Consider the following 24,212-nt stretch of genomic DNA (forward strand, 5'->3'; position numbering starts at 1 on the left):
TAATTATAACAGGATTCATATACATTACAACTTTAAAATAAGAACTTTATATTAACTATTTGTCAATATAAAAAAAATATACTAAAATTAATAACTTAATTAATAATTTGCTTAACTATTTCTTAATTTATTTAATTTAAAGTTAAGTATATGTTAATTAAATGTAATATTTACATAAATATCTACACATTTTTTAATATACCACTTTTTTTAAGTTTAATACATAAAAAAAACAGAGCTATATAAACCCTGTTTTTATTCACCTTTTAATTTGTTGTAGTAATATGTTAATGAAAACAAACTTTCATTTAAGTGTACATTTTCTACATATACTCCTTCAGGCATTTTTAAATCTTTTGGGGCAAAATTCCATATGGCTTTTATTCCACATGCAACAATTTTTTCTGCTATTTGCTGACAAACACTTTTAGGGGTGCAAATTACTGCAATATCTACTTTTTCAGCCTTAAGATATTCTTCTATATAATCAATATCTCGTATTACAGCATTTCTTATAGATAAACCTATAAGCTTTGGATTTTTATCAAATAATGATACCACTTCATAATCTGCTTCATAAAATCCTGTATAATTAGCTATAGCCTCTCCAATATTACCAGCACCTACAATAATAACCTTATACTTTTTATCTAATCCTAATATTTTTCCTATTTCAAACCTTAAACTTTCAACATCATAACCAAATCCTTGTTGACCAAACCCACCAAAATTATTTAAGTCTTGACGTATTTGAGATGCAGAAAAACCAGTCATTTCACTTAATTCTCTAGAAGAGGTCTTATTGACTCCCATTCTTTTCAATTCCCCAAGATACCTATAATATTTTGGTAATCTTCGTATTACTGCAGATGAAATTTTTCCGTTCTTTTCCATAGTAACCCTCCTGAATATATTTTAACAATCTTTGCATACCTTTGCAATATTTTTTTTACCTTTTATCAGTATTTTTTACTTTTATTTTTTAATTAGTCCAAACTTATCTATTAATTTTTAATTATTATACATAATATTTATTATTATATTACCATTTGTTGTGCAATTTTTTTATTATTATATATTTTTATACCAAACAAAAAACTTTCTGCCTAAAATACAGCAGAAAGTTTTTTGTTTATTATTTAGAATATGAGAAATCCAGCTGTTATGATTACACCAGTGAACAATAATGTAATTACACAATATCCCATAATGTCTTTAGCACTCAATCCTGCTATACCAAGTGCAGGAAGTGCCCAGAATGGTTGAATCATATTAGTCCATGCATCCCCCCATGAAATAGCCATAGCTGTTTTAGCTGGATCTACACCGATCAATGAACCAGCTGGCATCATTATAGGAGCTTGTACTGCCCATTGACCTCCTCCTGATGGTACAAAGAAATTAACAATTCCTGCACTTAAGAAAGTAAACAATGGAAAAGTAGTTTCTGTAGAAATATTTACGAATGTAGTTGATATAACCCCTGCTAAAGATATGCCTGTTTCAGGATTCATACCAGTCATCATACCCATTATTCCAGCGTAGAAAGGAAACTGAAGTATAATACCTGCAGAACTTGATGCTGCTTCAGTTATAGCATCAATATATCTTCTTAAATTTCCATGTAATAATATACCTACAAACATAAATATAAAGTTTACAAAATCAAGACTTAAATTTAACCCTACTTTTGTAAAGTTATATATTATATAAGCGAAACCTAAAACCAATGTAATTACCCACATAATTTTACTGCGTTCCAATTTATCTGCAGGCGTAAATTTACTTACATCTTCTGTAATAGCTTGTTCATCTATTAATTTGCTTGGATCTACTTCAACTGTATGTTCCTTGTCAGGCATCATGGCTTTGCAAACAAATGGCAATCCAAATATTATAATTCCTGAAATAAATAAGTTCATTGGTGAAAATATAGTCTGACTTGTTGATATAGTAAATGTTTTATCAAATATATCTGGAGCAACAGCAGAAAGTGCACCTTCATTAGCTACCTTTAATGGAATTGAACCGGATATACCACCATGCCATACAACGAAACCTGAATAAGCAGATGCTATTAGTAATCTATAGTCAATACCTTTTACTTCTTTAGCAATTTCTCTTGCCAATAACGCACCTATTACTAATCCAAATCCCCAGTTAATCCAGCATGCTATTACAGCTACAAATGCTGTAATCATAATACCTCTTGCTGGTGTTTTTGCAGTCTTCGCTATTTTACTAAGTAAGTTTTTGAATACTTGAGCCTGCGCCATTGCACTACCAAGTACTAACACTAGTACCATCTGCATAGAGAATGCAAGCAATCCCCAAAATCCTTTTGCCCCTGCCCAATTAAGCAACATTTGAAGCGGTGTCTGTGCCGTTAATACCATACCACCTAAAAAAGTAATGATGGTAAGAATAATAGCAAATAAAAATGGATCTGGTAGGTATCTGTTCATAACATATACACAACCGTTAGTAAATTTTTTAAACATAATAAGTCCTCCTTAATTTTATTGTAACTAGCATAGTGCTAATTTACAGTCTTTTATTAAAATAAAAAATAGTATTAATTTACCCGGCTATATTTTACATCTATTAATATAAACTTTCAATTATGTATATTAATGTTATTTGAAGTTTTTACAACGAATTATTGTTAAATCTTTCACTAAGTTTGCATATCTTATAAATGCTACTACTTACTTGGTTTTATTAAGGTATAGTCTCAAAAACAATTTTTATAACTTGTTTTATTAATTTTATCTTGCCTAAATTTAAGATCAAATAAATCAGTAACTAATTCATATTGCTAGGAATATAATAACAAATATATCGTTACAGGAGGTTTTTTAATGAAAAAATTTATTTCTTTACTACTTGTTGTGGTCCTAGTTGCATCCCTACTACTTGTTGGGTGTGAAAAACAAAAGGAAAAACAAAATGTCCGACTTGTAGAGGTAACACATTCTGTGTTTTATTCACCTCAGTACGTTGCAATAGAAAAAGGATTTTTTGAAAAATATAACATTAACATAGAGCTTACTAATGGCGGTGGTGCTGACAAATGTATGTCAGCAGTACTAAGTAATCAAGCTGATATCGGATTTATGGGTCCAGAAGCTAGCGTTTATGTTTTTAAGCAGGGCAGAGAAGATTATGTAATTAATTTTGCACAACTTACACAAAGAGATGGTTCTTTTATCGTTGGAAGAGAAGATGATGATAACTTTACTATTGAGAAAATGAAGGGTAAAACTATACTCGGAGGTAGAAAAGGTGGTATGCCTCTTATGACATTAGAATACGTATTAAAGCAGCATGGATTAATCCCTGGTGTAGATGTAGATGTTCGTACAGATATACAGTTTGATATGATGGCAGGAGCCTTTGCTTCTGGTCAGGCAGATTTTACAACATTATTTGAACCAGTTGCTTCAACATTCGAATTAGAAGGCAAAGGTTATGTAGTAGGTTCATTAGGTGTTGAAGCAGGTTATATCCCATACACTTGTTATTCAACAACAAAAAGTTTTATTGAAAAAAATCCTGAATTAATTCAAAATTTTACAAATGCAATTTATGAAGGAATGGTTTGGGTACAAGAACATACAGCACAAGAAATTGCAGAAACAATTTTACCGCAGTTTCCTGATTCTGATGTAGAATTCTTAGCTAGTGTTGTACAAAGATACAAAGATCAAGATACATGGAAACCAGATTTAGTTTTAAAAGAAGATGGATATAATCGAATGATAGATATAATAAAAACTGCAGGAGAACTAGATGAAGGGGCTCCATATGAAAAAGTTGTTACTACGGAATTTGCAATAAAAGCAATGGAAACAGTAAAATAACGACATAATAAAACCTAAGCTTTTATTTCTTACAAAAGCTTAGGTTTTACATAGTGATATAATTACTACTTTAATACTGATTAAAAACTGGAGTTACATTATTATCCTCAAAATTAAGTCCAGCCTCTTCAAATGACAAGCCTTCTATTTGAAAATCTACATTTGCAATATCACCAAATTGTTTTAGACATAGAACTACTATCTTATTCATATCTTCATATTCTTCTTGAGATAAATTTACTGCACCAATTCCAAGATTCAAAACAGCTGTATCACCTTGAATATTAACTCCCTGAAGATTTATTCCATATGGAATTTTGTTGCTAACTTGTAAATCAGCTGGTGGCCCATTAAATAATTTTTCCATAACAGTTACAACTGGATTTTCAACCTTATCTGCTGAGAAAGTAATGGGTACATAGTATCCTGCAACCTCTGTATCCGGAGATTTATAATAAACTGTATAGTTAGAACCATTTTCTGATCCTAACAAGTTTATATTTTTTCTTTCAAAAGCAGTATTAATTGCATATCCCTTTGATAATGATGCTAATTCTTTACCTTCTACTAATACTTCAACCTTATCTATAGTAGGAAATTCCGTCAATGTGTATGTTAGTGCAGATACCATGTTTTGCTCTTGCTCATAGGATTCTGTATTTAGAATATTTTGACTAAAATCTACTCTACATAATCCATCCTTAATTGACATACCTTTAATTTCTGTGTTCTCAGGTAATACTCCATGCAAACCGGATTGAGCAATTCTTTGTTCAATTTCATTTCCTATTACCATACTTCTAATTGTTGCCTTAGCTATTCCTTCTTCCCATGGAATTTCTGTGTTAACAGGCACAACAAATCCATTTTCATCTTCATAGTACGCTACTATCTCTTTTAATTTTGTATCAGCGGCATTTACAGTTATAGTTTCAACTGATTCTTCTGATGTTCCCTGTTCGATGCTATCATCTACAATAGCGAAATCTGATAAATCAGATACATCTGAAATATCAGGATTTGTATCCGACTTTAATCCCTTCATAATATCTAAAGTTCCGCATCCTGTAATACTAACCACCATACAAATGATTATCGTAATAGATATAATTTTCTTATAAGCCAATTTCACACCCTCCTCACGCCTTTATATATATAATTATATTAGATACATTGACGAGATATGAAAGTTTTTTTTATTATTTTACTGAACAATTATACTAATACAAATTTATAGGTTGTTGTTTTGCTCTTCTATTTTATCTGCTAAGTCGTTTAAGTATACCCACCTATCCATTTTTTCCTCTAATAGTTTTTCCGTTTCTATTTTTTTCTCCATTAATTCCTGAAGTTTTATATAATCAGTTGAATTTTTCTCTAAATCATTTTCTAAAGATTCTATTATATTTTCAAGTTTTGCTATATCTTCATCTATATTTATATATTCCTGTTGTTCTTTGTAAGTAAATTTCAGTTTTTTAGTTTTCGGTTTGTTATCATGCCTTTGTTCCTTAGTTTCTTTAACTTTTTCAAAACTATTATTCCCCTCATTATAAATTCTTCCTTCTAAATAATCTGAATATCCACCATTATATTGTTCAACCAAACCATCTCCTGGAAGTTCTAATATTGTATCTACAACCTTATCCAAAAAGAATCTATCATGTGAAACAGTTATAACAGCACCACTAAATGATTCTAAATAATCCTCTAGAATAGTAAGTGTTTGAATATCCAAATCATTAGTAGGTTCATCAAGCAATAATATATTTGGAGAGCTCATAATAATGCTTAATAAAAATAGCCTTCGCCTCTCACCACCAGATAATCTTCGAATAATATTATACTGTAAATCAGATGAAAATAGAAACTTTTCCAACATTTGAGATGCAGTAACAGTTCCATCAACTGTTTCTATAATTTCTGCTATATTTTTTATATATTCAATAACTTTTATAGAGTCATCCATAATTTCTGACTCCTGAGAAAAATAACCCATTTTAACGGTGTCTCCAATTTCTACTATCCCACTATCTGGTTCGATTCTCCCAGCTATAATATTTAATAACGTAGACTTACCTGCACCATTGTTTCCTACAATACCAATTCTAGCATCTCTTTTTAATGTGTATTCAAAATTTTCAACTATTTTTTTATCTCCAAAACTTTTAGAAATATTTTTAATCTCTATTGTTTTTTTACCCAATCTAGAATACACAGAGCTTAATTCAAGTTTTTCACTAGTATCAGTTCCTAGTTGTTCGCTTAACTGTTCAAACTGTTCAATTCTTCCTTTTGCTTTAGTACCTCTAGCCCTTGCACCTCTTTGTATCCATGCTAATTCTTTGCGAAATAAACTCTGTCTTTTTCTTTCACTGCTCGATTCATTTTCTTCTCTCAATGATTTAAGTTCTAAAAATTTAGAGTAATTTCCTTCATATGAATATATATTTCCCTTATCTAATTCTACTATCTTATTAGTCACTCTATCCAAAAAATATCTATCATGAGTAACCATTAGTATAGAACCAGAATATTTAATTAAATATTTTTCTAACCAAAGTATCATATCATTATCTAAATGATTTGTTGGTTCATCAAGAACTAACAATTCACACGGATTAACCAATGCACTTGCAATAGCAACTCTCTTCTTTTGTCCTACTGACAACAAATTTACATTTTTATCAAATTCAGTTATTCCCAATTTATTTAATATTGTTTTTGCTTCATATTCCATTAATCCTTTAGTTTCATTGCTTGCATTAAAAAATACCTGTTCCAAAACTGTAGTATCTTTTTGAAAAACAGGACTTTGTGGCAAATAACATATCCTATCATTATTACGCTTTATAATTTCTCCGCTATCAGGGTCTTCTATTTGTGAAACTATTTTTAGCAATGTTGATTTTCCTGTGCCATTAACACCTACAAGCCCAACCTTGTCACTCTCATTTAAATATAAGTCAACATTATTTAATAGTATTTTTTCTCCATAGTTTTTACTTATTTTATTTAAAGTTAGTATCATAAATTTTATTACCTTTCAAAATATGTAAATATAATAATTTATTATATCATCAAGCAAGCGAGATAACGGCTTGCATCATACCGATTCAATAAATACAATCAGACAAAGGCTCATATCTTTGTTTCCTCTGTGTATTTATTATACCATATATTAAGTAGAAATAATAAGAATATTATATCAAGATATATTATTATAATAAAAAAACTCCCATTAAAAGGAGTTTTTGTCTAAGTTAATACCACAAATTTATATACGTTATTATATGTTTTCTTTCTTACGAACAAACATGCTGCCAATTACCATTACAAATGCAAAAATAATTAAATATGCAACAACTGCCATTCTATGGGAGAAACAAGCAGCTATTATCATGAAAAAGCAACCCATTAAAGATACTGTAGGCATTACATATCTCTTGAATACACTTAAATCTTTTTCCCTTTTCATAATCATAATAAATATAGGAATATATAAAGCATAAATAGTAACTATAGGTAATTCTGAAGAATCAAAACAAAAAAATCCAAACCAAGGTTCAGTTAAATTTGCTCCATAGAAAAATAATAACCAAATACCACAAAGAAGCAATCCAAATATTGATGAATTAGTTGGCATATTTGTCTCGCTATCTATTTGCTTAAATACTTTCGGTTTTGGTCCAAATCCTCTAGCTGCAACTGAATAAATACCACGAGTACATCCAAGCATTAATCCGTTTAATGTTCCCAAACAAGAAATAATAACAAATACAAAGATTAAAGAACCTCCAACAGAAGAAAAAATTGTTTGAAATGCAGTTTTTGCACCAGCTTCTCCTCCTGCCATCATAACTTCATTTGTTACTGTACCAGCTAGTCCTATATAATAAAAGATATATACTATCATAATAATAAAAGTACCAGCAACTAAAGCAAGAGGTAAATTCTTCTTTGCATCTTTTAATTCAGCATTTATACTAGTAGCAATAATCCAGCCCTCATATGCAAATGCGGTAGCAACAACAGCTGTAAATAATGCATTTGCAGTATTTACTTCATTTACTACTGTTGTAAAGTTTTGTACAGTCATACCACTACTAATACCAACAATTGTACCTACTATTGCCATTAAAAATAACGGAACTAGTTTGATAATGGTTGTACTAACTTGAAATTTACCAGCTAAAACTGGTGATAATGCATTTAAAGCATAGCTACCTACTAAATAAAAACAAGCAATAGTCATACATTCCCCACCAGTTATATTAAAACCAAATAACACGCTGGTATATCTAGCCGATACCCATGCTAATACAGATGTTAATGTTGGGTAATAAATAATTGCCATAAACCATCCAACATAATAACCATATTTCTCACCCATAGCAGCTTCAGCATAATCTACTATACCATTTACTTTTTCATACTTTGTTGCCATAACAGCAAAAGTATAGGCACAAGATATCATGATAATACCTCCAATAACCCAACCTAAAATACCAAGGGGAAGATTACCACCTGTTGCTGTCAATACTTTTTCAGCCTTAAAAAACACCCCACTACCAATAACAATTCCCACAACCATAGCTATTGCAGTTATAAGTCCATATTTCTTCTCCAACTTTGTTTCCATAATGTCTCTCCTCATCTGTATGTAAAATTAATATTTACATTCTACATCAGCCTACAACTTTTAGCAACAAGAATTTTGTTAAATGCATTTTAAAATTAATATTCAGTTTATGCAACATTTCAAACATTTAATAAATTGATTAAAATGATAACTTTATTCTGTACATAGAAATACTCGTTAAGGTTCATCGGAACAACAGATGGAAAAAAAGCAACTTTTATCATTTCTTCAATACCTTTAATACTTGAGTTTCCCTATTTTTGAAAACTTGTGATTAAAAAAAGTTATCCACAATAGTAAGTAAAAATTAAATAACAATCCACAAATTCAGAACACTTAAGTGAACTTACCTATCGTCAAACCTCAAATTTTATTTAAGAATGTATTTATACCCAAAAAATCAAAGTCAAAATAACTTAATCAAATTACTTTATACTGACTCTGCTTTAAAAATAATATTATTCCTCTTCCCACTACAACAACTCAACCCCATTAATAACCAATTTAAACCTGAGTTTCAGATAGTTTGCTGCTCTTCTACAAAGTAGCATTCTTCCTAGGAATATTTCAAAGTAATCCATTACTGCAAACATATTTGTATCAATTTTTAAATCTATAATTATATCCTTAGTATCTTTTATCAGAATAAGGTCCGATGATTCTACGGAGTAATTTACTCTGTCGTGTATATCAAATGAAGCAATATCCCTATTTCTGACCCTCGAGCGGCGAACATCTGATTTATCTGCTAGTATTAGGGCTGCCGCAACTTCGTTTACTGGCACTGCTGTTGATTCATCATGGTTACCTATTGCAGATATAATTGTTGCTATTTCTGAAACCTCCATGCCCATTTTATCTAGTATACGAAATGCCATTATTGCACCGCTTTGGGCATGATCAACTCTGTTTACTACATTTCCTATATCATGCATATATCCAGCTATACTAGCTAGTTCCGTTGTTCTTTCATCAAAACCAAGATTTAATAGTAGTTCATTTGCTTTATGTGCTACCTTTGCTACATGTGCAAATGAATGCTCTGTATAACCTAGTTCTATTAGTGATTCATCTGCTCTTTTTATATAAGTTTGTATTTATTTACTATTTTTTATATCTTCGAATGTAATCATTTAGTTTCCTTTCTGTTAGATCATTTAATATTATGAATATTTAGAATTACTGATAACTAACCATTTTACACATACTTCATTTCATCATTATAATTCCAGACATTAGTCCTCTTTTACCTTTTTGTCCTCTATGTGAAAAGAATAGGTCATTGTTGCATTTTGTACACAACCCTGATATTTCTATATTTTCTTGTTTTAATCCTTCGTTTAGTAATATATATTTATTTATTGCCCATAAATCAAAATGATATTTTATTCCTCGAACTTCCATGAATTGAAGGTAATCCTTATTTTCTGATAGTATAATTTCAGCTACATCTTTATCTACTTCAAAACAACATTGACCTAGGGATGGTCCTATAACTGCAATTATGTCTTTAGTGTTTGAATTAAAGTCTTCTACGAATTTTCGTATCATATTACCTGAAATGTTTTTTATGGTACCTCTCCACCCAGCATGTGCCATACCGATTACTTTTTTAACAGGATCATAAAAAAATATAGGTGTGCAATCAGCATGAGATGTAGATAATATAATATTTTGCTTATCTGTTATTAGACCGTCGATATCTTTGTATCCTGGTGTTTCATGATATATTTTGCCCTTATCTTCATCTGTTGCATATCTAATGTTCGATGTATGTGTTTGACAAGTTTTTACCATATCATATAAATCAAGCGATAGTCTTTTTGATAATATTTCATAATTTCTAACAATATGTTCCCTCTTATCATCTGTACTCATGCCAAGATTCATTGATGAAAAACAACCCTCACTAACTCCACCTAGTCTTGTCGTAAAGCAATGAAATAAACTTGGATATTTTTCTAATGAAGAAAATGTTAAATATTTAAAATTATCTTTTTTATTTATTTTATACATATTTTACCTTCCATATAGTTTCACTTATTGTTGCAATATTGATTCAAATAATTTAAATGGATATATATTTTCTGGCATACAACTAAATTCCATATATTCCTTTGTTTTTGGGTGACGAAAACCAAACTTGTATGACCATAGCGCAATTTGTGTCCAGCCTTTTTTCTTTACAAATACTTTATTATATTTATTGTCTCCCCAAATTGGCATATTTGCATTTGAAAGTTGAACTCTTATTTGATGGTGTCTTCCTGTTAATAGTTTAATTCTTAGTAATGAAAGCCAACCATATTCTTCTGTTTCAACTGTTTCAATGACTTTATAGCTTAGGCTAGCTAATTTTCCTAGTTTATCATCTTTGGTTGTTACTTTTGACATATTAATAGTTTTAAGTTTTTTTAAATAATCTTCAATCAAACCTGATTCACTTTCTGGTCTACCACATATTACGGTAATATATTCTTTTTGTGTTTGTCTTAATTGAACTTGTTTTGAAAGCTCTTTATTAGCAAATTCATTTTTTGCATATACTATAATTCCACCTACTGGTCTATCAAGTCTATGGATTAATCCTAAATATGGATTTTCTGTTTTTTGTCCAATATATTTTGTAGCTAATGTCATTAGGTCTTCATCATTTGTTTTATCGCTTTGCGATGGTATTCCCTGTGGCTTTTCAATGCAAATGATATGTTTATCTTCGTATATTATTTTTAATTCCATTTTATCTCCATTAATTTTATTTTTGTAGTTAATTCAGTGTACATAAAACGCTAGCCCTACATATTAGTATTAAAGTATCTTTAATTTTAATGTTTTTATTATGTAATTATATCACATAGAAAAATTCTTGTATATTTAAAAAGTGTCCTTACAAAACATTTTACTATTATTTTATATTTTTTTTACATTTAATTTTTTTTATAGTATAATTATGATAATTATGAAGGAGATGATAACTCTATGATTTTTTCACCCATTTTAAACAAAAATAGTAATGTACCTCTTTATATACAACTTTATGAATATATAAAATTAGAGATAACTACGGGATTATTAAAACCTGATTCTAAGCTTCCATCTATTAGAGAAGCATCATCAACCCTGAAGTTAAGTAAAACCACAATTGAAAATGCATACAGTCAACTCGTTGCTGAAGGCTATATAGATAACCTTCCTAAAAAAGGATACTTCGTGTGTAATTTAATTGAATATAAATTTAAAGAAAGTTCTAATTACTATAAAAACAATACCGATCAATTTCCTGAATTTAAATATGTAAATGATGGAGTTGATAATACAAGTTTTGATATATCAACATGGAAAAGACTGTATAATAAAATTATATCAGATAGCGAAACATATATATATAACAATGGTTCTATCCAAGGTGAGATTGAATTAAGAAATGAAATTGCGGATTTTGTTAATTCAATGCGTGGTGGAAACACCTCAGCTAATCAAGTAATAATAGGTGCAGGTGTTCAATATCTCATAGGAATATTAATAGGAATTATAAAGAATAGCTATAATACTGTTGCTGTAGAAACTCCTGGATATAGTAAGGCTGAATATATATTTGAGGATTATTTGTTTAATGTAAAACATATACCCGTTAACGAAAGTGGTTTTCCAATATCCTCTCTGAAAAATAGCGGTGCTAACCTAGTTTATATAAGTCCTTCTCACCAGTACCCAATGGGTAATGTTATGCCTATAAACAAACGTATGGAGCTACTTGATTGGGCATATGAAAACAATGGATTAATAATTGAAGACGACTATGATGGCATAATAAGATATGGAGGTATGCCTATTCCATGTTTACAGGGTTTAGATAAAAATGATTGTGTAATATATTTAGGTTCCTTTTCTAAAATGTTGTTACCATCTCTTAGAATAAGTTACATGATTATCCCACAAAATCTGTTATCAAAATATTACAGCATAAAATCTAGATATACTCAATCAACTTCCAAAATTGATCAATTAGTTTTAGCTAGTTTTATGAAGGAAGGGTATATGCTAAAACATCTACGAAAAATAAAAAGGATTTATAGAAAGAAAAATCTATTATTAACAAATAACCTAAAAGAAAAATATAATGATAACATTGAAATAATTAACTCTGATTCAGGTCTACATATTGTTTGTGAAGTTAAAACATCAAAGAACATAAATAAAATTATTAGTGATTCAAAACAAAACAATATTCTTCTAAACATAGTTAATATTAACGGAGATAAAATAATTTTTTCCTTAAATTACAGTGGTATCCATATAAATGAAATATCAGAATTTACTGATATTTTAGGAAATACCCTTTTTAATAATTAGTTAATAAAATGCTCACTAAATAAATTTTAGTGGGCATTTTATATTATGCTTCTAATTGAATCACAAAAAATTTTTGCCATTATATTATGTCCTTCTTCATTTAAATGTAATCCATCTAAATACAAATCATTTACCTTAGATAAATTGTCTATTTCTAAATCAAAGTCTACATATTTAACATTAAATGTTTTGCAAAATTTCTTTATCCATACTTTATATTGTTCTAATTCATTAGATATTTTATTAAAATCTGTGAAACTATACCAATCACCGCGTATTTTTTTTATATCCATCTTAATAGGTATTCCTATTATTGGTGTTATTAATTTGCTTATTGCTTGATGAGACATAGACATAATATTTGCTTGCACAATACCTAAACTAGCACCTGCTATTAAATCATTTGCTCCACCCATTATAAATACTACATCAGGTTTTTCTCTTTTAATAGAATCATTGAACCTACTAATCATTCCTCCTGTTGTGTCTCCATTTATACCTTCATTTAATATTTCTATTCCAAGCTCCTTTTTTGATAAAGAAACCCAAGTTTTAGACCTTTGAACTCCAAAACCATATGTTAAACTATCACCAACACATAATATCTTCATATCATACCTCAATTTTATATTTTAATATAATAATTTTTATAAATAATAAAAAAAAGGGCAAAGAAAATTGGAGGGGGATTGGGGATTTGTATCTTCTTTGCCCTGGTGCAACCTTAAATTATATAACTGTATATATCCATACAAAAATTGGAATTGTAACTAAAGAAACAAGATGCGTTATAACAACAACTTTTGAAGCAAAAGCATCATCACTGCCATATTTTCTTGCCATAATTGGCATCAATACAGCAACGGGTAATGCTGAATATATTAGATAAATCTGTTCTATCATTTCATCAAAATTTAAAAACTTCAATATAATAAGCATACAAACTGGTGAAATTATCAATCTCCAAAAAGTTGTGTAATATGCTTCTTTATCAACGAATGAATTACTAATACCAATAGTAGCTATTTTACTTCCAATAATCATCATAGACAGAACAGTAGTAACATCAGTTAATAAACCTAGCAGATTCTTTGCAAATATAGGTACATGTACTTGTGAGAAGTAAATAAAAACTCCAATATAAACGCCAATCATACCTGCATTTAAAAACATTTGCTTATATCTTGCTCTATCTTTTTTACCATCTAGTAAAACTCCCATGCCATATGTCCACATAAAAATAATGTTAGGTGTGTGAAACATGGTAGCATAAAACATACCTTCTGTTCCAAACATTTGATATACAATTGGGTACCCCATGAAACCACCATTCATTAAGGCTACCGCATACTTAATAATTTTCTTCTTTTCCTTGTCTCCAGATTTAAGTGCAGCTATATTTCCCAAAATTATAAGAAATAAGTCAAATAACACCGCAATAAATATTAAAATTAATCCCGTTTTGAACTGCTCTATTGAAAAATCAATTACTAGTGTGTTTACAATCATTGCAGGGGTTGTTACATTCATTAATATATAAGTGAAAGAAGTTTCTGCTTCATCATTTAATATATTTTTATTTCTGAGATAAAACCCTATAAGCATTAAAATAGCCATTAAAATTATGCTATTAATTAGTGTAACTATTATCATACTTTGTCCTTTCAATCATTCTAGTAGTTGTAATGCAAACTTATTTTTTTAAAATATGCAGTCCATTAATTGTTCAGTTGTAATTATACCAAAATATTGATCTAAATTCAATTTATCGATTTCTTCTCTGATTGTATTAATGCTATACATTTTATTTTTTATAATATTTTCTACATCACTAATATCTCTAATACCAATAAAATCACCAAATATTTTACATTCTGTAACATAACCATTTTGAATATTTAAATTAATGTCTATTCCCCCACATGGTTGTTTTGTATATTTATGAAAATTACATTTTGGAGAATACCCATAATTCCATTCTGATTTTGAAAATTTATTATTATATAATTCGTACACTCTATCTATCTCAGATTGATTCATATCTCTCTTAATAAAATCAACACTGTTTTGTTCAAAGCTACTAATTATTTTTTCTTTAAAATCATTTATATTTAAACCTTGAAGATATGGTTTTATGTTTGTCATCCTACTTTTTACAGACTTAATACCTTTTGATTCTATTTTATCTGCTTTTACAGTTAATACCTTCGATGCCATTTCGATATTGATATCAAAAAGTAATGTACCATGAAACATAAACCTATCACCAATACACGCTTGAGCAGTTCCTGATATTTTTTTACCATCTAGCAGTATATCATTTCTGCCTGATAATTCTGGATTTAGCCCTAAACTCTGCAAGGCTTTAACAACAGGAATAGCAAATTTTTTAAAGTCAACATTTTTCTTGTCATAGTAATTAGTAATAAAAGTATAGTTTAAATTACCCAAATCATGATAGACTGCTCCACCACCTGTTGTTCTACGAGCAATTTTAATATTATTACTATCGGCAAATTGTTGATTTACCTCTTCAACCGTATTTTGATGTTTACCAATGATAACTGATTTATCGTTTTGCCACAACATAACAATATCATCATTAATGCTTTTGTCCTTCATTAAAACCTCTTCTAATGCAAGGTTAAACCAAGGATCTGTCGAATTATTTATTATATATAACATTTAATCCTCCATAGTATTTTTATAAACAATAAAGGATATATGTTAGCATAACTAATTATACAGCCTTTACCTTAAATAATTCAAAGCCAGTTTGTTCATCAAATTGTCTATTTAATTCAACATTTTCTACTTCATGAATTACTATTTCGCCTGTAGCGGCAACAATATTCCCGCCCTCGACAAAATGTCCTCCATATACTCTCATATACTTATCACTTACAAGCATATGCAAATGAACAGATAAATCTCCGTTTACATCTAATCCTATAAGTCCTTGGCTAGAAAGCATTTCTAATGGTCCTTCTAAATCAACTGGTTCACTGTACTTAAACCCTATTTTCGACTCTTTTCCTGGTTGTGCATATATAAATCTCCCAGATTCAAGACTACCGATAAACATTGAAATATAACCACATTTTATTGAATACTCTTTACAAATTTCTTTAATTCCTGTTATTAAATCTACACCTCTTGGAATTCTTCCTACTATGACTCGTCCTATATTTGATTCTTTTGTATGTTCTTTTGCATTCATATTTTTATTACCCTCTTTTTTAAAATTATTTAATACCTTATTATTTAAATATTATTTCATTCCCATTAAATCAGGTAAAAATGTAATAATTGTCGGTATATAAGTTATTAATAATAAAATTATCAATGACGCAACTAAATATGGAATAATCGATTTCGATATTTTTCCAAGGCTTATTTTTGATACACCACATGCTACATATAGATTAACTCCTACTGGAGGTGTAATCTGACCTATAGCAAGGTTAACTGTCATAATAACACCTAGGGCTACCGGGTCATATCCAAGTTGAAGTGCAACTGGAAGCATAATAGGTGTGAAAATGTATAAAGCTGAAGTTGCATCGATAAAGCAGCCTGCAATAAGTAACAATACATTTATTATCATTAAAAATACATACTTATTTCCAGCTACGTTCAACAATAAGTCACTGGCCATATCTGATATACCTTCTGTTGTACAGAACCAAGCAAAGAAACTTGCAGTAGCAACTATAAACATAACAACTGCTGACCCAACTGCTGATTCAACTAATAATTCATACAAATCTTTAAACTTGATTTTCTTATATATAAACATACCTACTAAAATACCATAAACTGCTGCAACTGCTGCTGCTTCAGTTGGTGTAAAGATACCTCCATATATACCGCCTAATATTATAATAGGCATCATTAATCCCCATATTGCATCTTTAAAAGCCGTCCATCTTTCTTTTGAAGTTGCTTTAGGTTGTGGTTCTATATTCATTTTTCCTACTAAAAATAAACTTGCAATTATTAATGCTCCACCCATTAAAAGACCAGGTATAATACCTGCAATAAATATTTTACCTATTGATACACCAGCTATAGCGCCATAAACAACGAAAGGTATACTTGGTGGAATAATAATTCCAATTCCTCCTGCTGATGCCATCAAAGCAGATGACATTCCCTTATCATAACCTGCTCTAATCATAGCTGGTATAATAATTACTCCTAGAGATGCAACGGTTGCCGGTCCTGAACCTGAAATCGCTGCAAAAAAACAAGAAGTTATAACTCCAACTATTGCTAAACCACCTTTTTTATGTCCAACAAGCTTATTAGCTAAGTTTATTAACTTATCAGATATACCTGCTTTTTCCATAGTATTCCCTGCTAACATAAAGAAAGGTATTGCCAATAAAGTAAATTTAGCTATACTTGCATAGATTTGCATTGGGAACATATCGAGAGGTAACTCGGCAATTAACATTGCAATAATTGATGATACTCCTAAGCTCAAAGCTATAGGAACATTTAATAATAGCAAAATAGCAAATGATAAAAATAATATTGTTGCTATAGACATATTATTTTACCTCCTTAGATGATATAAAGAAACTAATAGTCCACAAAGTAAATCTCACAAATATAAACATTCCTCCTATTGGTAAGAACGTTCCAAATATCCATTCTGGCCAACCTAACGCTGCAGTTGTCATACCCATTTTTATTTCTGATTGAACCATTACAACTCCAAACTTTATTAAAAAGAATGAAAAAAACGCTGCTGCTGCCCAAGTTAATAAGGCTACATATTTCTGGAATTTTTTTGGTATCAAATCTGTAAGTACACTTAATCCTAAGTGACCACCTCTTTTTGCTGCTACAGCAGCACCTAATAAACTTATAAGAATAAACATAGCTGTTGTTATTTCTTCTAAAAATGACATTGATAAACCTAAAAACTTCCTAGACATAACATTGATTACTGTTATAAATGTCATTATAAATAATCCACCAGCCATAAAATAATTCTCGAAATTATCAAAAAACTTTTTCAAATTAATTACCTCCATTATTACTACCTATATAAATCTTATATAAGTTCTAATATAGGTCCCACATTATGCAGGACCTATATAATTTCTAACCTATATCCTATTTAAAGGCATCTATAAGATCTTTACCCATTATTGGTTCATATTCATCGTATACAGATTGAGCTTTAGCCTTAAATGGAGCAATTTGTTCCGGTGTTAATACATTAACATTCATACCGCCATCAATAAATTCTTGCGTTTGTTTTGATGTTAATTCTCTGTTTAAATCTCTTTGGAAAGCGCATGCTTCAGTTGCAGCTTCTGTAATTATTGCTTGAGTTTCTGCATCAAAACTTTCAAACTTATCTTTGTTTACACCAAGAATTATTGCATCATATGAATAGTTCCAAACAGTCATGTAATCTTGAACCTCATTAATTTTCGAAGATGAGATAACATCTGTTGGGTTTTCTTGTCCATCTATTGTTCCCTGTTGTAATGCTGTAAATACTTCACTAAAGTTCATAGATATTGGATCTGTTCCTAAAGCTTTATATAAAGATATGTACATCTTGATTCCAGGTATTCTTATTTTTAAACCTGATAAATCTTCTGGAGTTTCAATTGGTTTTTTGCTATTAGTAAGCTGTCTGAAACCATTTTCACCAAATCCAAGTCCTACTACATTTTTTTCAAATAATAACTTGTTTATAGCTTCTCCACCTGATCCACTAAGCAACTTGTCCGCTGTTTCTGTATCAGGAATTAACCATGGTAAACTTATAACACCGAATTTTTCATCCATAATAGAGTAAATAATATTTGAATGGTAAGAAAAATCAATTGCACCTGACATAAGCATTTCTATACCTTTACTTTGGCTTCCTCCTGAAAGTTGCTCATTAGGGAATACTTTAACTTCTATATTTCCGTTTGATTTTTCATCAACTAATTCTGCAAATTTCTTAGCACCTTGTACCCATGATGAAGTATCAGCAGTAGTAACACTCATTTTCAAAGTTATTTTTTCTTTTGGAGTTTCACCTGCTGCTGGAGCTTCACCTGCTGGTTCTTCTTTAGGTGAACAACCTGTTAATCCTAAACTTAAAACTAAAGCCAATACAATAACTAAAGATAGTATCTTTTTCATTTTTTATATTCCTCCTAAGTTTGTTCAATTTTAATAAATATTTTTTACATTTGTTACATTTCTTTTACTACTTAGCATTACTAACATTTAATGCTGATATTCTAATAATGCACCTCCTTGCACATTCCTATAAGGAGCTATTATGCAATTGCTATGCCAAACTTACTACGATATTCAATAAACCTAATCTTTTCAAAATAGTTAATTTTATAACAAACTTTTTCTTTTACTTTTATTATATATAATTTTTACCTGCTAATATTTTACACGTTTTTTACGCTCATATTTTAAACAGTGTTTATTTTTTTAGCAATGCTCAAAAATTAAACTCTCAGACCAACGAAAGACTCACTAAAACTCTAAATTGTATTTTTTCATTTTATTATAAATAGTATTCCTTGTAACTTTTAAAAGATTTGCTGTAGCAGTTATATTTCCATTTGCAGCAAACAATGCGTTTTGTATTGCTCTTTTCTCTAAAGTCTCTAATGGCTCAATTTCATTTTCAAAATTTTCGATTTTATGCTTGCTATTTTTAACTGGCTCACCGTGAGTATTTAAATAATCATCTAATTCTTTCTCTGTAATAATACTCCCCTGACATATATTTACTGATCTTTCTAAAATATTTTCTAACTCTCTTATATTTCCAGGCCAATCGTATTTCATAATTATTTCCATTGCACCGATTGATGCTTCATAAACTTCTTTGTTTAACTGCCTGCTTATATTTCGTAGAAAATGTTCAGTCAATTCATGAATATCAGATTTTCGTTCTCTCAAAGGAGGAAGATGCACATTTAACACATTAATTCTATAATACAAATCTTCTCTAAAAAGACCTTTCTTACACAAGTCATATAAATCTTTATTTGTTGCTGTTAGTATTCTTACATCTACATCAAACACATTATTGCTACCTATTCTAGTGATTTTTCTATCCTGTATCACTCTTAGTAGCTTAACCTGCATATCTATAGGCATTTCTCCTATTTCATCTAGAAATATCGTTCCTCCATCAGCTAATTCAAATTTTCCTATTCTTCCTTTAGTAGAAGCTCCTGTAAAAGAACCTGCCTCATACCCAAAAAGTTCAGATTCTAAAAGGTCTCTAGGTATAGCACCACAATTTATCGTAACAAAAGGTTGTCTGTTTCTCGAACTATAACTGTGAATAGAATGTGCTATTAATTCTTTACCCGTACCACTTTCACCAGTTATTAAGACATTTGACATGCTACTAGCTGCAATTTTTGCAGTCTTTATACATTCTTCTAACTTCCTGCTCTTTCCTATAATATCATCAAAATTAAAATTAGAATATGCACCTGTCATTTCATTTACAAGCTTATGAACCCTCTTTATCTTCCTAAACGTATCAACAACAATTACTACATTGCCATCTTCATCTTTAATAGGAACAGCAGTTTTAATAAAATGTAGCTTGATACCAGCCGCATTTTTAATAATAAATTCCTTATCTACATAACCTTTTCCGGTACTCAAAACCTCTAATATGACAGGTCTAAAATCAACTACTTGATTTATATGCTTACCAATTGATTTCTCTCTATCAACACATAGTATTTCTGAACCAATTTGATTTAAATAATTAACAAATCCATCCTTATCAACAATCAAAAGTCCATCAGTAATAGATTCAACTATAGCGTTTTCATATTTGTAACGAACCATTAATTCTTGATTAATCTTTTCCGATTCAAGACCAACACTTATTGCCCTAGCTGATGATGCTAACATACCTAAAGTATGATTATTTGTCTTATCTGCAAACCCAATCATAGACAACAAGCCAATAATCTCTTTATCCTTATAAATAGGTGCACTAAGAGTAGCATATTCATGGAATACACTACAATAATGTTCTTCTCCAACTAAAGCTATGGGTTTATTTTCAATTACAGCAGTACTCATTGATGTATTGCCATTAAAATCTTCCCTAAACCTTCCGCCTACACGTAATTTTAATTTTTCATTACATTCAAAGTCTGAATTGCTGCCATTTTCTACCTTTAAAATATATCCTTCTTTATTGACAAGTAATATAGATATATAATTTTTTAAAAATATTTCTAATTGTTCTATGTAAGGATTAGTTAAAGTTATTAAACTTTTATTCTTATCTAACAAAATGTTTAAATCAAAAGCTGAAATGTTGTAATAACATAAATCACTATCCTTATTCGTATTTAATGACTCGCATCTTTTCCAACCATCTGAAATATATTTTTCATTTGTCAATACGTTATTCAGTTGAATCACTCTCCTTGAACTAAAAATTGTTAAATCGAGTTACCATATATCATATTTTAAATTAATTTTACTTATACTAATATTATACAATAATAAGGATACTCAGTCAATTAATAGTTCGTTTAAAATGTTTTCATGATTAAAAAATGAACATTTTAGTTGAATTTAAATTCTATTCCATATTGATTAAGTATAATAATTATTTATTAGGAATATGAATAGCTCTTTTATCAACTGATAACGCCGCTTCTTTTATTGCTTCGGCCACAGTTGGGTGAGCATGTATTGTAGCTATAACCTCATCAATTGTAGCCTCCATCTGAATTGCAAGTGCCAATTCTTGTATTAAATCTGTTGCTCTAGGTCCTAGTATATGAGCACCTAATATTTCTTTGTATTCTTTTCCAGCAATTATTTTTATCATGCCATCTTCACCCATTATCATAGCTCTACCATTTGCAGCTAAAGGAAATTTTCCAACTATATAATCAATTCCTTTAATCTTTGCTTCTTCTTCTGTCAATCCTACTGAAGCAAACTCGGGTTTAGTATAAACACATGATGGATTTGTTTTGCTATCAAATACATTGCAATGTCCTAATGCATTTTCTGCAGCTACTTCTCCTTGTGTAGATGCAATATGAGCAAGCATAATTTGTCCTACACAATCCCCAATTGCATATATTCCTGGTACATTTGTTTCCATTTTGTTATTTACTGTTATTCTTCCTCTATCATTTACAATACCAGCTTTGTCTAATCCTATAGTTTGCGTATTAGTTCTTCTTCCTATAGAAATTAATGCTTTATCACCTGAAAACACCTTAGTTTTTCCATCACTCATCTGTACAGTTACATCAACATTGTCACCATTATCTTTAAATGACATTACTTTGGCACCAGTATTAATTTCAACACCTTTTTTTGCTAATTTTGAACGAATAGATTTTGTAAGTTCACCGTCCATCATTGGCAATATTTCATCTAACATTTCTATTATTGTAATTTTACAGCCTAGTGTACTATATAATGTTGCTATTTCAACACCTATTACACCACCACCCACTATAATCATTGTTTTTGGAACTTCTTGAAGTTCAAGTGCACCTGTAGAATCTATACATTTTGTTGATTCAATACCTGGTATTGGGGGTTTAGCAGGTATTGAACCTGTTGCAACTATAAATTTATCAGCTTTTATTGTTTCTGTACCCTTTTCTGTCTTTATTGCTATTGAATCTTTACCAGTAAATGTTGCTTCTCCAAAAACTACTTTTACCTTGTTTGCCGCTAATAACCCTTTTACTCCACTTACTAATTGTTTTGTAACTAATTTTTTTCTTTCTTGAACCTTTGTAAAATCTATTTTAATATCATTTGCAAAAATACCATATTTAGCACCTTCTACTGCCTCTTCATATATTTCTGCTGAATGAAGCAATGCTTTTGTTGGTATGCAACCAACATTTAAGCAAGTTCCACCTAAATATTCTTTTTCTACTAAAGTAACATCTCCACCAAGTTGCGAAGCCCTTATAGCAGCTACATATCCGCCAGGACCTCCTCCAATTACAACTACTTTTATTTTATCACTCATATTTTCCTCCTGTTCACTTTTCACTTTAAAACCGCTACCCCCTATGCAATTAATTGCTTGAGATAGCGGCCATTTAACACTATATTATATTAAACATACATATTATCAGGATCTTCTAAGTATCCCTTTAATTTTTTCAAAAACTCTGCTGCAGTAGCACCATCTACTACCCTATGATCAAATGACATACTAAGCACCATCATTGAAGCAGGTACAATTTCATCATTCTCATTTACAATAGGTTTTCTAACTATACGTCCAACACCTAAAATACAACTTTCAGGAAGGTTAATAACTGGAGTAAATCCATCTATGTCATATCCACCTAAATTGCTGATTGTAAATGTTGCATCGGACATTTCATCTTTTGAAAGTGTATTTGTTCTTGCTTTTGATATAATATCTTTTGTTTCTTTAGTTATTATTTTTAATCCTTTTCTATCTGCATCTCTTACTACAGGAACTATTAATCCATCATCAAGAGCTACTGCTACACCTATATTTACTTTGTCGTGTATTATTATACTATCATCAGTAATTGATGAATTTATTATTGGATAGCTTCTAAGTGCTGTTGCTGTCATTTTTACCAATATATCAGTGTAGCTAAATTTAACATCTGTGTTTTTTGCATTTAACTTATTTCTTAACTCAACAGTTTTATCTACATTAACTTCTGTTGTTATTGTAACATGTGGTGCAGTTTGTTTGCTTTGAGCCATTCTTTTTCCAATAACTTTACGCATATTGGTCAATGGTATAATAGTATCTGCACTTACCGCTTGTACTTGTTTAATTTCTTCTTTAACAACTTTAGACTCTGTTGATGATTTGCTTTCAGCTGCTAATACATCTTTTTGAACAATGCGACCATTAGGCCCAGATCCTTTTACCGTTGACAAATCAACACCAATTTTCGCTGCAGTTTTCTTAGCTAGCGGAGAAACCTTTATTCTTCCGCTATTTGAAACTGGCATTTCTTGTTGAATTTTTTCTTCAATTTTTGGTGTGTTGTCAACTTCTTTTTCTTCGGATGTTGGTGCTTCTTTTAGTAATTGAGTGTCTATTTGTTCGCCTTCTTCTCCTATTATTGCAATTAATCCCTTTACAGGTATATCTTCACCTTCTTGTGCAATTATTTTAAGAAGTGTTCCGTCAACTTCACTTTCTATCTCAGTAGATAATTTATCTGTAGTTATCTCTACAATAACATCACCTTTTTTTACAATATCTCCTACTTGCTTAATCCATTTTCCTATAGTGCCCTCTTCCATAGTTAGTCCTAATTGGGGCATTATCACATTTGTTGCCATATTCGTCCTCC

Annotated in this window: 20 protein-coding genes; 2 read left to right on the forward strand and 18 right to left on the reverse strand. The window is 29.9% G+C overall.

All coding sequences use genetic code 11. From position 1 onward, the window contains the following. Positions 1 to 255: 255 nt before the first annotated feature. Together J2Z76_RS08595 and J2Z76_RS08600 are read right to left on the reverse strand one after the other, a co-directional pair. Positions 256 to 894: a redox-sensing transcriptional repressor Rex gene (locus tag J2Z76_RS08595; RefSeq protein ID WP_209511627.1), complete on the reverse strand. Its 639-nt coding sequence runs from the start codon at positions 892 to 894 to the stop codon at positions 256 to 258. 245 nt (positions 895 to 1,139) lie between these two features. Next, positions 1,140 to 2,501 (reverse strand): short-chain fatty acid transporter, encoded by a 1,362-nt coding sequence (locus J2Z76_RS08600; protein ID WP_209511628.1) that lies wholly within the window; start codon positions 2,499 to 2,501, stop codon positions 1,140 to 1,142. A 360-nt stretch (positions 2,502 to 2,861) separates the two neighbouring features. Here J2Z76_RS08600 and J2Z76_RS08605 point away from each other — a divergent pair, with 360 nt between their 5' ends. Then, on the forward strand, positions 2,862 to 3,863 hold the full coding sequence (locus J2Z76_RS08605; RefSeq protein ID WP_209511629.1) for an ABC transporter substrate-binding protein: 1,002 nt from the start codon (positions 2,862 to 2,864) through the stop codon (positions 3,861 to 3,863). A gap of 70 nt (positions 3,864 to 3,933) precedes the next feature. Here J2Z76_RS08605 and J2Z76_RS08610 read toward each other — a convergent pair whose 3' ends face one another. The 6 genes from J2Z76_RS08610 to J2Z76_RS08635 form a co-directional block, all read right to left on the reverse strand. Beyond that, positions 3,934 to 4,989: a GerMN domain-containing protein gene (locus J2Z76_RS08610; protein WP_209511630.1), complete on the reverse strand. Its 1,056-nt coding sequence runs from the start codon at positions 4,987 to 4,989 to the stop codon at positions 3,934 to 3,936. Between the two features lie 105 nt (positions 4,990 to 5,094). Next, positions 5,095 to 6,894, reverse strand: a complete 1,800-nt coding sequence (locus J2Z76_RS08615; RefSeq protein ID WP_209511631.1) for an ABC-F family ATP-binding cassette domain-containing protein — start codon at positions 6,892 to 6,894, stop codon at positions 5,095 to 5,097. A gap of 258 nt (positions 6,895 to 7,152) precedes the next feature. Continuing rightward, positions 7,153 to 8,505 carry an APC family permease gene (locus J2Z76_RS08620; RefSeq protein WP_209511632.1) on the reverse strand — a complete coding sequence of 451 codons (1,353 nt, stop codon included), beginning with the start codon at positions 8,503 to 8,505 and terminating at the stop codon, positions 7,153 to 7,155. 473 nt (positions 8,506 to 8,978) lie between these two features. Beyond that, positions 8,979 to 9,602, reverse strand: coding sequence for an HD domain-containing protein (locus J2Z76_RS08625; RefSeq protein ID WP_342455034.1), 624 nt, complete (start codon positions 9,600 to 9,602; stop codon positions 8,979 to 8,981). A gap of 112 nt (positions 9,603 to 9,714) precedes the next feature. Continuing rightward, positions 9,715 to 10,521, reverse strand: a complete 807-nt coding sequence (gene pgeF / locus J2Z76_RS08630) for a peptidoglycan editing factor PgeF (protein ID WP_209511633.1) — start codon at positions 10,519 to 10,521, stop codon at positions 9,715 to 9,717. Positions 10,522 to 10,545: 24 nt separating this feature from the next. Next, a complete protein-coding gene (locus J2Z76_RS08635; protein ID WP_209511634.1) occupies positions 10,546 to 11,244 on the reverse strand; it encodes an RluA family pseudouridine synthase in 699 nt (232 codons plus the stop codon). 240 nt (positions 11,245 to 11,484) lie between these two features. Here J2Z76_RS08635 and pdxR point away from each other — a divergent pair, with 240 nt between their 5' ends. Further along, the gene (pdxR, locus tag J2Z76_RS08640) at positions 11,485 to 12,858 is read left to right on the forward strand and encodes a MocR-like pyridoxine biosynthesis transcription factor PdxR (RefSeq protein WP_209511635.1); all 1,374 of its coding nucleotides are present in this window, start codon (positions 11,485 to 11,487) and stop codon (positions 12,856 to 12,858) included. Positions 12,859 to 12,896: 38 nt separating this feature from the next. Here pdxR and J2Z76_RS08645 read toward each other — a convergent pair whose 3' ends face one another. The 10 genes from J2Z76_RS08645 to J2Z76_RS08690 all read right to left on the reverse strand — a co-directional run bounded on the left by J2Z76_RS08645 (position 12,897) and on the right by J2Z76_RS08690 (position 24,201). Then, entirely contained in the window at positions 12,897 to 13,469 is a 573-nt protein-coding gene (locus J2Z76_RS08645; protein WP_209511636.1) for a GDSL-type esterase/lipase family protein, read from the reverse strand. A gap of 118 nt (positions 13,470 to 13,587) precedes the next feature. Next, a complete protein-coding gene (locus J2Z76_RS08650; protein ID WP_209511637.1) occupies positions 13,588 to 14,511 on the reverse strand; it encodes an AEC family transporter in 924 nt (307 codons plus the stop codon). Positions 14,512 to 14,559: 48 nt separating this feature from the next. Beyond that, positions 14,560 to 15,543, reverse strand: a complete 984-nt coding sequence (gene lplA / locus J2Z76_RS08655; RefSeq protein WP_209511638.1) for a lipoate--protein ligase — start codon at positions 15,541 to 15,543, stop codon at positions 14,560 to 14,562. 55 nt (positions 15,544 to 15,598) lie between these two features. Next, positions 15,599 to 16,078: a PPC domain-containing DNA-binding protein gene (locus J2Z76_RS08660; protein WP_209511639.1), complete on the reverse strand. Its 480-nt coding sequence runs from the start codon at positions 16,076 to 16,078 to the stop codon at positions 15,599 to 15,601. A gap of 51 nt (positions 16,079 to 16,129) precedes the next feature. Next, positions 16,130 to 17,413 (reverse strand): TRAP transporter large permease, encoded by a 1,284-nt coding sequence (locus J2Z76_RS08665; protein WP_209511640.1) that lies wholly within the window; start codon positions 17,411 to 17,413, stop codon positions 16,130 to 16,132. 1 nt (position 17,414) lies between these two features. Then, the gene (locus tag J2Z76_RS08670) at positions 17,415 to 17,888 is read right to left on the reverse strand and encodes a TRAP transporter small permease (protein WP_209511641.1); all 474 of its coding nucleotides are present in this window, start codon (positions 17,886 to 17,888) and stop codon (positions 17,415 to 17,417) included. 97 nt (positions 17,889 to 17,985) lie between these two features. Next, on the reverse strand, positions 17,986 to 19,017 hold the full coding sequence (locus J2Z76_RS08675) for a DctP family TRAP transporter solute-binding subunit (protein ID WP_209511642.1): 1,032 nt from the start codon (positions 19,015 to 19,017) through the stop codon (positions 17,986 to 17,988). A gap of 351 nt (positions 19,018 to 19,368) precedes the next feature. Continuing rightward, positions 19,369 to 21,300, reverse strand: coding sequence for a sigma 54-interacting transcriptional regulator (locus J2Z76_RS08680; RefSeq protein ID WP_209511643.1), 1,932 nt, complete (start codon positions 21,298 to 21,300; stop codon positions 19,369 to 19,371). A gap of 190 nt (positions 21,301 to 21,490) precedes the next feature. Next, positions 21,491 to 22,876 carry a dihydrolipoyl dehydrogenase gene (lpdA, locus tag J2Z76_RS08685; protein ID WP_209511686.1) on the reverse strand — a complete coding sequence of 462 codons (1,386 nt, stop codon included), beginning with the start codon at positions 22,874 to 22,876 and terminating at the stop codon, positions 21,491 to 21,493. A gap of 101 nt (positions 22,877 to 22,977) precedes the next feature. Then, positions 22,978 to 24,201 carry a dihydrolipoamide acetyltransferase family protein gene (locus tag J2Z76_RS08690; RefSeq protein ID WP_209511644.1) on the reverse strand — a complete coding sequence of 408 codons (1,224 nt, stop codon included), beginning with the start codon at positions 24,199 to 24,201 and terminating at the stop codon, positions 22,978 to 22,980. Positions 24,202 to 24,212 lie beyond the last annotated feature (11 nt).

This window comes from Sedimentibacter acidaminivorans (assembly GCF_017873955.1).
GTDB classification, from domain to species: domain Bacteria; phylum Bacillota; class Clostridia; order Tissierellales; family Sedimentibacteraceae; genus Sedimentibacter; species Sedimentibacter acidaminivorans.

What these genes read in the sequence shown, in the direction of transcription:
- J2Z76_RS08690 (WP_209511644.1), bottom strand. Translation starts at nt 24,201, where the DNA reads ATGGCAACAAATGTGATAATGCCCCAATTAGGACTAACTATGGAAGAG.
- J2Z76_RS08635 (WP_209511634.1), bottom strand. Translation starts at nt 11,244, where the DNA reads ATGGAATTAAAAATAATATACGAAGATAAACATATCATTTGCATTGAA.
- J2Z76_RS08675 (WP_209511642.1), bottom strand. Translation starts at nt 19,017, where the DNA reads ATGAAAAAGATACTATCTTTAGTTATTGTATTGGCTTTAGTTTTAAGT.
- pdxR (WP_209511635.1), top strand. Translation starts at nt 11,485, where the DNA reads ATGATTTTTTCACCCATTTTAAACAAAAATAGTAATGTACCTCTTTAT.
- J2Z76_RS08600 (WP_209511628.1), bottom strand. Translation starts at nt 2,501, where the DNA reads ATGTTTAAAAAATTTACTAACGGTTGTGTATATGTTATGAACAGATAC.
- pgeF (WP_209511633.1), bottom strand. Translation starts at nt 10,521, where the DNA reads ATGTATAAAATAAATAAAAAAGATAATTTTAAATATTTAACATTTTCT.
- J2Z76_RS08620 (WP_209511632.1), bottom strand. Translation starts at nt 8,505, where the DNA reads ATGGAAACAAAGTTGGAGAAGAAATATGGACTTATAACTGCAATAGCT.
- J2Z76_RS08615 (WP_209511631.1), bottom strand. Translation starts at nt 6,894, where the DNA reads ATGATACTAACTTTAAATAAAATAAGTAAAAACTATGGAGAAAAAATA.
- J2Z76_RS08665 (WP_209511640.1), bottom strand. Translation starts at nt 17,413, where the DNA reads ATGTCTATAGCAACAATATTATTTTTATCATTTGCTATTTTGCTATTA.
- J2Z76_RS08650 (WP_209511637.1), bottom strand. Translation starts at nt 14,511, where the DNA reads ATGATAATAGTTACACTAATTAATAGCATAATTTTAATGGCTATTTTA.
- J2Z76_RS08660 (WP_209511639.1), bottom strand. Translation starts at nt 16,078, where the DNA reads ATGAATGCAAAAGAACATACAAAAGAATCAAATATAGGACGAGTCATA.
- J2Z76_RS08605 (WP_209511629.1), top strand. Translation starts at nt 2,862, where the DNA reads ATGAAAAAATTTATTTCTTTACTACTTGTTGTGGTCCTAGTTGCATCC.
- lplA (WP_209511638.1), bottom strand. Translation starts at nt 15,543, where the DNA reads ATGTTATATATAATAAATAATTCGACAGATCCTTGGTTTAACCTTGCA.
- J2Z76_RS08645 (WP_209511636.1), bottom strand. Translation starts at nt 13,469, where the DNA reads ATGAAGATATTATGTGTTGGTGATAGTTTAACATATGGTTTTGGAGTT.
- J2Z76_RS08595 (WP_209511627.1), bottom strand. Translation starts at nt 894, where the DNA reads ATGGAAAAGAACGGAAAAATTTCATCTGCAGTAATACGAAGATTACCA.